Raw genomic sequence first — 13,396 nt, forward strand, 5'->3', positions numbered from 1 at the left:
CTGGAGGCCAGCAGCCGCGACGGTCGAATAGGTTTATATGTGGCCTAGGCGTTTTCTATGCGATGAGCCGGATAAATGAGTACCTCGAGGAGGACGTCGGCTTCGGGGACATCACGAGCGACATACTCATTTCAGATGAGACGGGGAACGCCCGCATCCAGGCCAACGAGGAATGCATCCTGGCCGGGCTGGAAGAGGCCGTGGCCGTCTTCACCGAGCTGGGCGTGAAGACCTACCCCATGACCCGCGATGGCGAGCGCGTGGCCAAGGGCGAGGACGTCCTGGTGATCGAGGGGCCGTTGAAGAAGATCCTGCTGGGCGAACGCCTGGCGCTCAATTTCCTCATGCGCATGAGCGGCATCGCCACCGCCACGCACAACATCCTGCGGGAATGCAGGAAAAACAATCCCAACGTCAAGGTGGCTGCGACGAGGAAAACGACCCCTGGCTTCCGTGTTTACGAAAAGAAGGCGGTGCAGCTAGGCGGGGGCGATCCCCATCGCTATCGCCTGGACGACGCCATCCTCATCAAGGACAACCATCTGCGGGTGGTGGGCTCCATCAACCAGGCCGTCGCCAAGGCGAAGACCGTCTCCTTCTCCAAGAAGGTGGAGGTGGAGGTGGAGACCACGGAGCAGGCGGTGGAGGCAGCCAAGGCCGGCGCAGACATCATCATGCTGGACAATATGCGGCCGGAGCAGGTGGAGGTCGCCTATCTGGCGGTGAAAAGGCTCAACGACAAGGTGCTGGTGGAAGTGTCCGGAGGGCTGACCCCCGAGACCGCCCCGCACTTCGCGAAGCACGCGGACATCCTCTCCCTGGGCTGGATCACTCATTCGGTGCGAGCCATGCACTTTAACCTGGAAGTGACATCGGTCAAGGCGCCGGATTCGAACTGATCTAGATGCTCAGCTTGGTCCTGTGATACTTCAGACCGATCTCTTCCGCTGAAGCTCCGAATGAAAGAGATAGAAGCTCCGCCAGGTAGAGCACTGGCAGGCCTTCCTTCTGTCTGATGTCGAACTGCACGAAGCAGAAGGGGCAGGGAGTGAGTATCGCGTTCGCCCCGCTCCCCTTGAACCGTGCGGTGCTCTCGTTCAGAATGGCGAGGGATATGGCATCCTCCACCCCAGCCAGGCCGCCTCCGCAGCATTGCGGCCAATCCTCGTCGTCGACCACCTTGGCGTCGGTCCAGGAGGCAATCTCCGACAAGCGCTGAGGGGTGTACCGGCCCTCCGCCCGGAGCACCTCGCTCGGTCGCACCAGGTGACAGCCGGGGTGAAGGGCCAGCTTGAGCCGTTCCTGGGGAACGGAGACCAGCGATCTGATCCGTTTCTCGCCCTGCTCCCCCACCACCTCCATGAAGTGCCGCACCTTCGCATGGCCGTGATACTTTCTTCCGGTCGGTGCAATGACCTCGTTGATGCGAGAACGCAGTTCAGCGTCCCGAAGAAGATGCTCTGCCTCCTTCAAGGACATGAAGCAGCCGTTGCAGAGCGACAATATGCTCTTCTCATTCTCCTCAGCGATGGAGAGCAGGCGCGCCGTCACGGCCAGCCAGGTGTCGTAGCCCAGGGATCGAAGTCCGATGGGTTCGACGCAGCAGGTGGCATAGGGGAAAGGCTCGTAGTCGATACCCAACTTGTCTAGGACGAAGCAGGAGGACCTCTCCAGGAAGGGCAACCTGGTGGGGATGAGGCAGCCCGCGTACAAGAGGTATCGGTCATTCAAGCTTGATCCTCCCCAGGCGGGTGCGGGAGATGATTCCCTTGGTCTCTTCCAGGGTACGCTCGTCCATCTGCAGATCGGGCAGCTTAAGCTCCTTGCGTAGCTTCCTGGTCATGCCCGTGCAAGGGAAGGAAAGGCCGGTGGAAAGGAACATCTTCGCCTCTTCCAGGAAATGCTGCGGCTGATTCCCTTTGGCGGCGGCCGAGCCTCGGAGCAGCGTTATCACCAGCGCCGGGTCCGCTCCCAGCTGGCAACGTTCGCTGCAGGAATTGCACATGGTGCAGAGCCAGATGTCCCGGTCCGAGGCGACGTCCAGGTTGCCGGTGGCCGCCCGCTCCATCACCTCCCGGACACGGATGCCTCCGTGCCTGCCGCTCGGGCATACGGCGGTGCATTGGCCGCACTGATGGCAGCGCCAGAGCTCCACCTGGGCCAGATGGTCTTGGATGATATCATCCGCCGACTCCGCTGCGAGAGACTTCTTCACCGACCTCGCCAATCGCCCCTGGCGCTTATCTCGTTTTCTGCGCCTGCTTCGTTCCGTTCCATCAAAAGAGTCAAATCCGTTCACCTCGGTAGAAGGCACATGGCGGATTGGATCGAGGAGGAGAAGTGCCAGTTCTGCGGCAGGCAGGCCAAGCAATTCTGTTTCGCGGCATTCGTCTGCGAGAGCGAGGAATGCGTGGACAAGGCGCGCGAAGAGCGTGGCGGACCGGGAGGGCACATGAAGGAGAAGAAGCGGCAACAGGAGCTGGTGCGCTTCGAGGAAGAGAAGAAGCGTTCCGCGCAGAAGTGATCCTCAGTCTTCGTCGACCAAGTCCCGCCTCGCTTTCTTCGCCTTGCGCGCTATTTCCCTGGTCGAGACCATGTGCGTGTGAATGCCCAGCACCTTGTCCTTCTGACCGAACGCCAGCCCGATCAGCTGGTTCAGATGCAGCACCGGCACCTCGTAGCGGGTCTTGAGCCTCTTCTGTCCCTGGTCCAGCTGCAGGTGGCAGAACGGACAGACGTCGAGGATGCAGTCCGCTCCCGACTCCTTGATGAAACGCATCTTGCGATCGAGGACCTTGAGCGATAGCTCCTCCGAGCCGCTCCACACCCCTCCTCCGGCACCGCAGCAGCTGAGCTTCTCTGGGAAATCCACGCTCTCGCAGCCCAGGGCGGAGACGAGGTCCTCCAGCACGGAGGGGCTTTCCACGTTACGGCCGGAATGCTCCGAGGGCTTGAGGTAGTGGCAGCCGTAGTGGATGGCGACCTTGAGCCCGAGCTCCACTTTGACCTTTTCCTTGATCTCTGGCAGCCGTGCATGCAGCACGTCCGCGAAATGCTCGACGTTCGCTCGTCCGTGGAAGCGCATGCCGATGGCGGCGAGCTTCTGGTTGGTCCTTTCCCGAGCGTCCGCATCATCGAGCAGACGCCTCCTCGCCGAAGAGAGGGTGCCGTAGCAGCCGTTGCATATGACCAGCAGGTCGGCGTCCTTCTCCTCGGCGGCGGCGAGATTGCGCGCCGAAATGGCCAGCCAAGAATCGACGTCGTAGCTGCGGATGACGCCCGGGGCCGGGCAGCAGGTGAAGCGCACTTCCGTGAGAGGAACGTTCAACTCCTTGAACACCAGCTGGGTCGATTTCTCGATGGAGGGATACATGTTGCGCGCGATGCAACCGGGGAACACGGCGTACGTCATTTCTTCTCCTCCAGGAAGGCAGAGATGCGCAGCGACTGGAACAGCTTGCGGAACTTCTCCCTCTCTTCAGCGGAATGCGCTACGTCAAAGGGTTCGATCGGCAATCCGAGAAGCGAGCGAATCTTGCTCACTTCCGGCGTGATAGGAAAGCCGTCCGACGTGTCATGCAATCCTTTGATGGCCGTGAGGTGGATGCTCGGATAGTTGCCCTTTTCCGCGGCCAGATTGCGCAGCTCGATGATCGCATCGGTGATCTTGACCCCCTTGGGGCATCGCTCCTGGCAGGTGTAACAGGTGGTGCATAGCCAGAGCTCTCTTTCTGCGGAGACATCGGAGCTCTTGGCCCGGAAGACCAAGGCCCTCGTCCGCAGGTTCGATTCCCTTCCCGTGGGACAGGAGGCGGTGCATTTGCCACATTGCACGCACTTGCGCAGATCGAACTTGAGAGCGATGTCCAAGGAGGTCATCGTGCATCACCCCCCAGCGACCGGGCGACGAGCTCCACCACGTCCACTACCTCGCGGTCCGTCGCCTCGGTCAGATTGATCTCGCAGAACGGGCAGGCGCTGGCGACCACGTCCGCACCGCATTCATCGAAGCCTTTCATCCTTTCCCTGGCCATCTTCATCGCTCGTTCCTTGTCCGCCGACCGCACCCCTCCCCCACCGCCGCAGCAGCGCGCCTTTTCCCGGTTCTCTCTGGGCTCGACCAGCTTCAGCCCGGGAATGGAAGCGAGGATGTTCCTCGGTTCGTCGTACACGCCCATCCTCCTTCCAAGATGACAGGGGTCGTGGTAGCCGACGCTCAAGCTCACGTTCTTCAACACGAGCTCCTTGATCCTGGGAGAGAGCAGCTTCGAGACATGCTCCACCTCCACGCCTTCGTAGTCGCGGGAGAAGGTGGAGTAGCAGCCGGCGCAGGATGTGATCACCTTCCGGCCGTCGATGGCCCTGAGGTTCGCTTTGACCAGCGAGGCGAGATCGTGCCCGGTGCGCTTGAGCACGCTGCCGCAGCAGGCCAATCCTTCTGGAATTTCGTAACGGATCCCAAGAGAATCCAGCACCAGCACGGTCGCGTCCAGCAATCCCCTTCTTCGGAACTGGGCCACGCAACCGGGGAAGTAGACGATATCCGCTCCCGGGTCCGGTTTTGATGTCTTTGCCACCTCGCCGAACACGTTGCCGGTGGCGAGCACCTTGCGGGCGATGGCCTCGTGCTGCTCCGTGCCCATGTGCATGGCGACGAGCGATCTGCGCGCCTTTTCCAGGTCGGGGGTTGCATCGTAACCGAACTGGCATTCCACCCGGCAGCGTTCGCAGGTGGTACAGGCGAAGAGGTTGCGCCTCATCTCGTCGTCGATCCTCGTCCTCAGGTCTGCCATGGTCAAGGGTTCGGCGATCCTCCTCCCGGTGCCTGGCGAGTTGGTAGCAGCTTCGGGCACCTCGATCCCCAGAGCATCGGCGACATACTCCTGAAGGTCGATTACCGGTAGCTTCCTCGGCACTCCGGCATAGGACTCCTCCCGGTACACGCAGGAGAGGTGCGTGCGGCACTTGGAGCAACTGGTGATCAGAGCATCTGCGCCCACCTCGTTCGCTTCTTGCAATCGAAGCACACGCTGCTTCTTCGACTCGGCATTGCAGTTCAGCCAGGCGGAGACGCCGCAGCAGAGCGCGCTCTCACGGGACGAAGGCATCTCCTTGAGCTCAGCGATCGAGGCAAGCACCTGACGAGGGGCATCGTAGATGCCATGGTAGCGACCGAGGCGGCAGGGGTCGTGGAATGCTACGTTCATTTTCGTGTTCATAGCTTTCCCGAGATTGGGCAGCTCCTTCTGCAGCACCTCGGAGATGTGCTTTGCTTTCAGCCCATGGAGCGACTTGAGCGCATGGAAGCACTCGGCGCAGCCGGTGATGACCTCGCCGTCCACCCGGGAGGCGAGATCCTCCTTGATACGCTGGAAGTGGTCCAGATGGCCGGAGTAATAGAGGTCATGCCCGCAGCAGCCGTAGACGATCTTGGGAGAGATGCCCAGGGCGTTCAGCAGAGCGACTCCGGCGTTCGCCGCCCTCTGGAAATCGGTCCTCGGGTCCACCAACTCGTCCATGATCGGTAGGCAGCCGGGGAAATAGTAAACGTCATCCTTGCCCACGTCGAGCTTCGGCGAGAGCCAGGGGGTCATGGGAGAAGTGGAGAGGATCTTTTGGGAGAGCAGGAAGAGGTCCCGGTGCGATCCCCTCGGTCTGTTAAGGTATCGGTGTAGGCGCATGGCCTCGGGCAGGTCCACTTCCGCCGGGCAGATGCTTGAGCACCTCATGCATGTGGTGCAGTCCAACTCCGCATTCTGCTCGGTCGGGCAGGTCGGGCTCATGCCTTTCCTCCCGTGAGCTCGATCATGCGGCGAACGGCCAGCACGAACTTCTCTCCCTCCGCCGAGGAGAGGTTGAAGAACTGCAATCTATCGCTCCCAATGCCCAGCAGGTTCAATGCTCTTTTGGCAGCCTCTGCTCGTCTCTTCGCATCCGTATTGCCGTCCTGGAAGTGGCACTGCCCGTCCAGGCAGGCGGCGATCATGACCCCTTTCGCTCCGCGTTCGAAGGGCAGGAGCATCTGCGCCACGCTCACCCGGCCAGAGCAAGGCACGCGGACGATCTTCACATCGGTGGAATAGGATCGCTTGGCCGCCCCGGCGAGGTCGGCGGCGTTATAGCCGCACTGCTCGCAGCAATACGCGACGATCGAGTCCTGGTCCTCTTCCAGGATGCCCAGCGAGTTTGATTCCAGCTGCGCGTCGTTGTGCAAGCGCAGATCGATGGCGTTGGTGGGGCAGTTCGCCGCGCACTTGCCGCAGGCGTGGCAAGCGATGTCCAGGACCTCGTATCCCTGGTCCGAGTGGCGGATGGCCTCATACTCGCACAGCTCCTCGCACTTCCCGCAGGAGATGCATTTCGGCTTGTCGACGAAGGCGGTTACCAGGTCGACCCTCATTTCATCGTCCCGCAGGTAAGAAGCGACCCGAGAGGCGGCTGCTCCAGCATCGGTTATGCATTCCTGGATGGGCTTGGGCGATTCCGCCGTTCCGCAGACGAAGACCCCTCCTGTGGCCGTGTCCACGGGCGAGATCTTGACGTGCACCGGGGCGATGAAGCCGTCCTTGCCGGGCACGACCGGAATGAGCTTCTCCATCTCGGTGGTGCCTTCCGAAGGCTCCATGGCGGTGGAGAGGACCACCAGGTCCGCCATGATATCGTCGGGAGTGCCCAGGAAGGTGTTCTCCAGTTTGACCAGGAGCTTGTCGCCCAGCGGAACGATCTCCCCCACGTTCCCTCGGATGAACTCCACGCCCATCTCCCTGGCCCGGTCGAAGTACTCCTCGTAGCCTCGGCCCGCCGCGCGCAGGTCGGTGTAGGCGACCTTGACCTCTACCTCCGGGTCATCCTGCTTGATGAGGCTGGCGTTCTTGGTGGCGTACATGCAGCAGATCTTGGAGCAGTACTCCTTCCTCCGTCGGTCGCGAGAACCAGCACATTGGACGAAGACGACGGAGCGAGGGGGCTTGCCGTCGCTCGGTCTGAGCAGCTTCCCGTTCGTAGGGCCGGCGGGGCTTAGCAAGCGCTCCAGCTGCAGACCGGTGATGACGTTCGGATGCTCGGTGCGATACTCGGTGCCAGAGAGGTCCATTTGCCTGTAACCCGTCGCCACGACGATCGCGCCCACATCCAGCTCCCGTTCTGAAGTGAAATCCATGTCCGAGATCGCTTCTGCGGAGCACACCCTTTCGCAGCCCAGGCAGTCCATCTCTCCCCGCAGGCGGAGGCATCTGTCAGGGTCGCGCAGATAGCGGAGCGGCACGGCCTGCGTACCTGGAACGTAGATGGCTTTCCGCGGTCCGAGGCCAAGGTCGAACTCGCTGGATACGACGACTGGGCAAACGTTGATGCGCTTGAGCGCGTCGAACTTGCAGGCCTCCAGACACTCCCAGCAGCCGACGCACTTGGCAGTGTCGTACTTCGGCTGGACGCCTTTCCCCGCCTGAGTCAAAGCGCCATGAACGCATTTCTTGGCGCAGGCTCCGCAGGCCTTGCACGATTCTGCCTGGATGGAAATGCGGTCCACCAGCCCCTCGATCGGGCGAAGTCCTTGCATCTTGATCTCGGAGGCGGCACAGGCCCCGCATCCAGTGCAACGATCGTAATCTACGAACCGTGGCTGCTGCGCCACCTTGAGATGATACGCTCCAGGCCGGCCGCTGACCTCCGTCACCTGGGAAAGGGTCATGACTTTGATCTGGGGGTCCATCATGACCTGATTGAGGATGGGCGAGATGGTGCACATGGCGCAATCGTCGGTTGGGAAGGTACGGTCCAGGCGGACCATGTTCCCGCCCAGGTTCGGTTGCTTCTCGATGAGATAGATCTCCAAACCTTTCGCCGCCAGCTCCAGGGCGGCGTGCATACCGGCGATGCCGCCTCCGATGATGGCCGCTCTCCTGACCACAGGAACTTCCACGGTCGCTATCGGTTCGTGCGCGCTCACTCTTCTGACCGAGCCGGCAATCAGTGCACTAGCTTTCTTCGTACCCTCCTCCTTGGAATCCACGACCCAGGCGCATTGCTCCCGGATGTTCGCCATGTCCCACATGTAAGGATTGAGGACCGCGCCCACGCACTCCTTGAACACCCCACCATGATGCTTGGGCGAGCAGGAGGCGATGACCACCCGGTCGAGCGAGTTCTCGCGCACCGCCTCCTTGATCATATCCTGCCCGGCCTGAGAGCAGAGGAAGAGGTGATCGGCGACGAAATGCCCTTGCGCAGAGAAATGCTCTCTGAGCTTCTGGATGTCCACGTTGGAGGCGATGTTGGTGCCGCAATGGCATAGGAAGACGCCGAGCATGTGGATCACCGTCGTCTGGGTGGCTCTCCAACCGCCCCCTAGGTTAGTAATACCTTTCGCTCGAAGAATCGGGAAGGTGGAATCCATGTTGCCTATTCATTTCGCCTTTCTTGGCCTCAATCTCTCATCAGCCAGCACATGCAGGTCCACCAGTGGTAGCTTGGCTCGCGGCAGCAGAGGCACTCTCTCGCTCATAGCACAGGTGAAGTGGATGAGGCATTTGGGGCAGGCGGTGACCATTCTGGATGCTCCGGTCTCCGAGGCCTCCCTCAGCCTTTCCAGCTGCCATGGACGCGTATCCGAACCGCATTCCATCCAGGCGGAGACACCGCAACAAGGACCAAGCTCCTTGGAACGGGGCATCTCCTCCAACTCGCCGACCGCTTTGAGTACGGATCTAGGCTCTTCATAGACGCCGCTATGGCGACCGAGCCGGCAGGGATCGTGGTAGGTGAGCTTCTCATCCGAATCGCTGGCTTCCAGCTTGCCCTCATCGATGGCCTCAGCGATCCTCTCGGAAAGCGATCGCACCTCGAACCCCAACGGTCCGACCACCTTGGGGTACAGGTCGCGCAAAGTGGACATGCATTCCGGGCAGAAGGCCAGCACCTCTTTCACCTTGGCCTTGTCCAACTGCTCCATGTTCAAGCGGACCAGCTTCGCGAAGAGCTCGTCGTCGCCGGACCAATAGGCATCGTGGCCGCAGCATCTCTCCTCTCGAAGAAGCTTGGGTCTCTCGCCCATCCGGTTCAGGAGCGAGACCGCCGCCCGGGGAATGGCGTTCATCTGGAGATCTAGATAGCGGAAGATTACGTCGAAGTAGGGCGTGCAGCCGACGAAGAGGAGAGTGTCGGAGCCCTCGCTCGTCTCCAGTTCCTTGGTCAGCCAACCTTGCTTCCTCGGCCTGATGCCTGGCACCGAGTTCAAGCGCATGATCTCGTCCGGCACCGCCCCGTGATTGCGTTCAGGTTGCAGAGACCTGGACAGCTCCGGGCGCAGGGAGCGCACATACTCGTGAAAGCGCACACCGTTCTGGCATACCTGGGTGCACATGCCGCAATTCATGCATTGCCAAATGCCCCGGTCCCTTGGCACTCGACCTTCAAACTGCGCCCTCTCGACGATATCGCGCGGGGAGAAGTCGCGCATCCTGGAGACTGGGCAAGAGTAAGTGCATTTGCCGCAGTCGATGCATTTCTCCTCGCCGTAGCTCGGACGGTCAGCGCTCACGGCGATCACCTCCCAGCGGACCCAATGCCCGTATCCGCTTCGTGAAGTCGTTCATCGTTCGGGCGAAGAGCTCTCCTTCCGCCGCCGAGATCCATTGCAGCAGCAACCGTTCCGGCTCGATGCCGGCCAGGTCGACGAGTTCCTTGGCTTGCGCCACGTGCTTCTCCGCCTGCAGGTTGCCGATGCGATAGTGGCAGTCGCCGATATGGCAGCCGAGCACCATTACCCCGTCCGCCCCGGAAAGGAAGGCCTTCAGGATGATTCCCGATGACACTCTCCCCGAGCACATCACCCGGACGATGCGCACCTCCGTCGCGTATTGCCTACGGTTGACCCCTGCCAGGTCTGCTCCCGCGTAGGCGCACCAATTGCAGCAGAAGGCGACTATGTTCGGGGTCCAGTCGGAGGGCATCGGTGCTACCATGGAAGTGACCTTCCTCGAACCCTCATGAACGCAAAAGAACTTTTGCATCCGAGCTTCCGTCACTCATCCAGTTCTTGACCTCAAGGCATCGAAATAGTAACCGAGGAAGGCGGAGGTGGCGTTGCTCAGAGAAATGAACATCTCGCTGGCGGTTCGGGAGGCCTCTTCCTCTTCCTGGGAGCGGAGGCGCTTCATCGAGTTCAACGCCTTGGCAAGCTCCTCCGACACTCGCTCGGGCGCTCGAGCATTCATCTTCTCCAGTAACGGCATCCGTCTCCACATCGCGTCCAGGAACAATCCCACCTTTTCCCATTCCCAGACCTTGCTGCCAATGCGCCATTGTGCTCCTTGCAGGCCCATCGAGGCCACTCGGGCGTTTGAGAGCGCTCTTTTCATCTTCTCCAAGGAAACGAGTTCCGCTTGGTCGACTATCGGAGCTTTGACGTGGCCTTCAGGCAGCATTCCGATGAGCCAACGGTTCGCATTCGGGTACTGCGGGTGCTCGGCGTGCGGGCCGAGGAGTATCAGCTTTCCTTTGCCTAGGTCCTTGTACAGCCCGGCCACCTTGCCCACGACCGCAGCCTCCGCTTGCTCTCTCGGTACAATCAACGACGCATCCCTGGCAATGGACGAGTAGCGGGCGATGATCTGCGCGTCCTCCGAGCCGAGCCAGCACGGTCCTCCGTAGAGCGGGGCCGGCAGGAGGCCATAGGAAGTGGAGATGGTCACCGTCCCCCTGAGGGGCTGATATACCACCCTGTTCCCGCATTTGACGATGTATTTGGGAGGGAGCATCTTTGCCGCCTCCAGCGGAGCGATATTGGCTACCCTCGCCCGAACCAGACCGAACTTGGGCTGGGGAAAGGACCGGGAATGGAGCGGAAGGTAGGCTCCAGCGCAGATGCCGAGATAGGTGCCCCCATCCCTGACGAAGCGTTCCAGGGCGTGGAATCCCTTCGGCCCAAGCTCTTCCGCCATGCGAAAGGCGTCGCCTCCGGAGAGCACGACGACGTCGGCTTCGATTTTGCGCTGGAAGGCATCGGCGGTCCCGAATCGCAGATCAAGGAGACCTAGGTTCTCCATCGAGTCGGCGAACCACAGCCAGGAGTGCGAGGACCCCAGTCCGGTGTAGACCAGGACGTTCGGTCCCGCATCCTCCCTGCCCTGGCTCTTTCTCACGTTCCCGCATAGCTACTGCCTCGCAAAAACCTTTCACTTCGCTGCGGGCAGGGAACGAGATATTTAGCCTTGCTCGGCCCTGGAGGGGAGCATGCGCATCGTGGGCTTCTCCAAGACCTCCCTCTTGGACTGGGATGGCATGGTCTCGGCGGTGATCTACCTGCCGGGATGCAACTTCCGCTGCCCCATCTGCCATAACCGCGATCTCGTCTTGGAGGCGGAGAAGCTGGAGGAGGTGCCATGGCAGCAGGTGGAGGAGTTCATCCTGGAGCACCGGGAGTTCCTGGATGGCGTGGTGGTCACGGGAGGCGAACCGACCATCCACAAAGACCTGCCGGATCTATTGCGCCGCCTGAAGAGATTGGGGGTCAAGGTCAAACTGGATACCAACGGCACGCACCCGGAGATGCTGCAGGACCTGATACGTTCCAGCCTCGTGGACTACGTGGCCATGGATCTTAAGGCTCCGCTTGACGACCTCTACGAGGACGTCGCCGGGACGAAGGTCGATCTGGCCAAGATCAAACGGTCCATCGAGACAATCATGTCCTCTGGCCTGGACTACGAGTTCCGCACTACCATCGTCCCAGTCCTGCTCAAGGACCAGGACTATGAGCGCATCGCCGCCTACATCGGCACGGCCAGGAAGTATGCCTTGCAGCATTTCCGGCCCCAGAACACCCTCGACCCTAATTTCTCCGTCTTGGATCCTTCGGACGACGACAAGGTGCGGGCGATCGCGGGTAGATGCAAACCCTACGTTCGCAAGATCGTCATCCGCGGCGGCGTCAAAGCCTGATTGTCTGACCGATGGCCACGGGCCAACAGTTTTTTGTATCCCCCCTACTATCAATCATTCAAGGGGGAAGAGCCGCCGGCAGCAGCAGACTGGGGGTAGTGCAAGTTGAATGCAGATCAGCGACTGAAAACCTACATCGAAGGCTACGACCGCATCCTGGAGGGAGGCATACCCATCAACCACATAGTGCTCGTGGCCGGGACGCCGGGCACCATGAAGTCCTCTCTATCCTACTACATGCTGTACCACAGTGTGCTCGAGGGCGGCATGACGGCGGTCTACATCACCCTCGAACAATCGCGCGAAAGCCTGTTGAGGCAGATGGAGAAGATGGGCCTGAAGACCGATCAGGTCAAGGACCGATTGCACGTGCTGGACCTGAGCATCATCCGTAAGAAGCTGCGCGAAGTTTCCACCGGCGGATCGTGGATGCAGGTGTTCAAGGGATATGTCAGCAATCTGAAGGAGAACTTGCATTTCCAACTCCTGGTCATCGATTCGCTCGACGTCCTAGAGACCATGGCAGACATCGCCGATCGGCGGACCGACCTGTTCTATATGTTCGAGTGGCTGCGTGACCTGGGCTGCACGGTCATGCTCATATCCGAAGCGTCCCCGGACCGGCTCATGGACGGCTCTTATGACGAAGGCTACCTGAGCGATGGCATCATCACTTTGAAGATGCAGGTGGTGCGGGACGTGGAGACACAGAGAAGGATCCGGACGGTGAAGATGCGCGAGACCAACCACGACCCTTCCTACTACTCCCTGCTGTTCAGCAATAGCAAGTTCCAGGTGACCAAGGTCATAAGCGAGTAATCCGGTGTTGGAATGGCCAAACGGTTCGAATGTCCAAGGTGTGGGGCGGGCGTGAAGCCGGACGACAACCAGTGCTTCCGCTGCGGGGAGAGCCTGCAGGACAACCCACCACCTGTTCCGAAAGGACCGGAGCTGGCGCACCTGGTGATCGAACGGCCTGAAGTCAGACCGATCGCCTCCAGAGAGGTGGCGCACGAGGCTTCTGAGTGGCGTCCGCCAGTGAAGGCGGCCCATGAGCATGACAGGCACCTGGAGCGGAAGGAGCATGAGCTGGCCGAGAAGGAGAAGGCCATCGTGGCCTCGGTCGAGCAACTGGAGGACGACACTCGTTCCCTCGAGGACGCTATCAAACGCTTCGACCGCGACGATGAGGAGATGCGCGAGCGGGAGAATATCCTCAAGCAGCGCGAACTGCAGGTGGAGAGCCTGGCCAACAAGCTAGAGGAGGCGATCTCCCAATTGGAGACGATGCCCGATTCCGCGGGGGACATAGAGCGCCTGAAGCAACTGAGCGAGGACTACTCCGCGCGAATCGGCGAGGAACGGAGGAGACAGAAAGCGCAGCTGGACCGGGAGATCGAGGAACGCCTGGAACGTCTCAAGAACCTGCAGGCGTTCATGGCCGCCGCCGTGGCGC

At 60.9% G+C, this 13,396-nt stretch carries 14 protein-coding genes; 5 read left to right on the forward strand and 9 right to left on the reverse strand.

Going from position 1 to position 13,396, the window contains the following annotated elements; genetic code table 11:
• Nucleotides 1–62 precede the first annotated feature (62 nt).
• Nucleotides 63–899 carry a carboxylating nicotinate-nucleotide diphosphorylase gene (gene nadC, locus NT137_04105; GenBank protein MCX6652521.1) on the forward strand — a complete coding sequence of 279 codons (837 nt, stop codon included), beginning with the start codon at nt 63–65 and terminating at the stop codon, nt 897–899.
• A 1-nt stretch (nt 900) separates the two neighbouring features.
• Here nadC and NT137_04110 read toward each other — a convergent pair whose 3' ends face one another.
• Nucleotides 901–1,731 carry a CoB--CoM heterodisulfide reductase iron-sulfur subunit B family protein gene (locus tag NT137_04110; GenBank protein MCX6652522.1) on the reverse strand — a complete coding sequence of 277 codons (831 nt, stop codon included), beginning with the start codon at nt 1,729–1,731 and terminating at the stop codon, nt 901–903.
• A complete protein-coding gene (locus tag NT137_04115) occupies nt 1,724–2,215 on the reverse strand; it encodes a 4Fe-4S dicluster domain-containing protein (protein MCX6652523.1) in 492 nt (163 codons plus the stop codon). Before NT137_04115 ends, NT137_04110 begins: the two co-directional genes overlap by 8 nt.
• Before the next feature lie 99 nt (nt 2,216–2,314).
• Between NT137_04115 and NT137_04120 the strand changes: the two genes are divergently transcribed.
• Entirely contained in the window at nt 2,315–2,524 is a 210-nt protein-coding gene (locus tag NT137_04120) for a hypothetical protein (GenBank protein MCX6652524.1), read from the forward strand.
• A 3-nt stretch (nt 2,525–2,527) separates the two neighbouring features.
• Here the strand turns inward: NT137_04120 and NT137_04125 are convergent, their stop codons facing one another.
• From NT137_04125 to NT137_04155, 7 genes are all read right to left on the reverse strand, one after another.
• Entirely contained in the window at nt 2,528–3,412 is an 885-nt protein-coding gene (locus NT137_04125; protein MCX6652525.1) for a heterodisulfide reductase-related iron-sulfur binding cluster, read from the reverse strand.
• On the reverse strand, nt 3,409–3,879 hold the full coding sequence (locus tag NT137_04130; GenBank protein MCX6652526.1) for a 4Fe-4S dicluster domain-containing protein: 471 nt from the start codon (nt 3,877–3,879) through the stop codon (nt 3,409–3,411). The genes NT137_04125 and NT137_04130 overlap by 4 nt, the downstream gene beginning before the upstream one ends.
• Entirely contained in the window at nt 3,876–5,783 is a 1,908-nt protein-coding gene (locus tag NT137_04135) for a heterodisulfide reductase-related iron-sulfur binding cluster (GenBank protein MCX6652527.1), read from the reverse strand. Before NT137_04135 ends, NT137_04130 begins: the two co-directional genes overlap by 4 nt.
• Nucleotides 5,780–8,395: a hydrogenase iron-sulfur subunit gene (locus NT137_04140; protein MCX6652528.1), complete on the reverse strand. Its 2,616-nt coding sequence runs from the start codon at nt 8,393–8,395 to the stop codon at nt 5,780–5,782. The genes NT137_04135 and NT137_04140 overlap by 4 nt, the downstream gene beginning before the upstream one ends.
• A 9-nt stretch (nt 8,396–8,404) precedes the next feature.
• Nucleotides 8,405–9,538 (reverse strand): (Fe-S)-binding protein, encoded by a 1,134-nt coding sequence (locus NT137_04145; protein ID MCX6652529.1) that lies wholly within the window; start codon nt 9,536–9,538, stop codon nt 8,405–8,407.
• Complete coding sequence (locus tag NT137_04150) at nt 9,528–9,950, reverse strand: hydrogenase iron-sulfur subunit (protein ID MCX6652530.1); 423 nt, start codon at nt 9,948–9,950, stop codon at nt 9,528–9,530. The genes NT137_04145 and NT137_04150 overlap by 11 nt, the downstream gene beginning before the upstream one ends.
• A gap of 75 nt (nt 9,951–10,025) precedes the next feature.
• Nucleotides 10,026–11,141, reverse strand: a complete 1,116-nt coding sequence (locus NT137_04155; GenBank protein ID MCX6652531.1) for a BPL-N domain-containing protein — start codon at nt 11,139–11,141, stop codon at nt 10,026–10,028.
• Between the two features lie 91 nt (nt 11,142–11,232).
• On the opposite strand from NT137_04155, the gene NT137_04160 reads away from it, so the two are divergent.
• The 3 genes from NT137_04160 to NT137_04170 form a co-directional block, all read left to right on the forward strand.
• A complete protein-coding gene (locus NT137_04160) occupies nt 11,233–11,940 on the forward strand; it encodes an anaerobic ribonucleoside-triphosphate reductase activating protein (GenBank protein ID MCX6652532.1) in 708 nt (235 codons plus the stop codon).
• A gap of 105 nt (nt 11,941–12,045) precedes the next feature.
• Nucleotides 12,046–12,759: an AAA family ATPase gene (locus NT137_04165; GenBank protein MCX6652533.1), complete on the forward strand. Its 714-nt coding sequence runs from the start codon at nt 12,046–12,048 to the stop codon at nt 12,757–12,759.
• A 51-nt stretch (nt 12,760–12,810) separates the two neighbouring features.
• On the forward strand, nt 12,811–13,396 hold a 586-nt coding region (locus NT137_04170; GenBank protein ID MCX6652534.1), incomplete at its 3' end, for a hypothetical protein.

The organism is Methanomassiliicoccales archaeon, assembly GCA_026394375.1.
Classification (GTDB): domain Archaea; phylum Thermoplasmatota; class Thermoplasmata; order Methanomassiliicoccales; family UBA472; genus JAJRAL01.

Coding starts and splice junctions, on each gene's coding strand:
- nadC (MCX6652521.1), top strand. CDS start 63: ATGAGCCGGATAAATGAGTACCTCGAGGAGGACGTCGGCTTCGGGGAC.
- NT137_04120 (MCX6652524.1), top strand. CDS start 2,315: ATGGCGGATTGGATCGAGGAGGAGAAGTGCCAGTTCTGCGGCAGGCAG.
- NT137_04125 (MCX6652525.1), bottom strand. CDS start 3,412: ATGACGTACGCCGTGTTCCCCGGTTGCATCGCGCGCAACATGTATCCC.
- NT137_04130 (MCX6652526.1), bottom strand. CDS start 3,879: ATGACCTCCTTGGACATCGCTCTCAAGTTCGATCTGCGCAAGTGCGTG.
- NT137_04135 (MCX6652527.1), bottom strand. CDS start 5,783: ATGAGCCCGACCTGCCCGACCGAGCAGAATGCGGAGTTGGACTGCACC.
- NT137_04140 (MCX6652528.1), bottom strand. CDS start 8,395: ATGGATTCCACCTTCCCGATTCTTCGAGCGAAAGGTATTACTAACCTA.
- NT137_04150 (MCX6652530.1), bottom strand. CDS start 9,950: ATGCCCTCCGACTGGACCCCGAACATAGTCGCCTTCTGCTGCAATTGG.
- NT137_04160 (MCX6652532.1), top strand. CDS start 11,233: ATGCGCATCGTGGGCTTCTCCAAGACCTCCCTCTTGGACTGGGATGGC.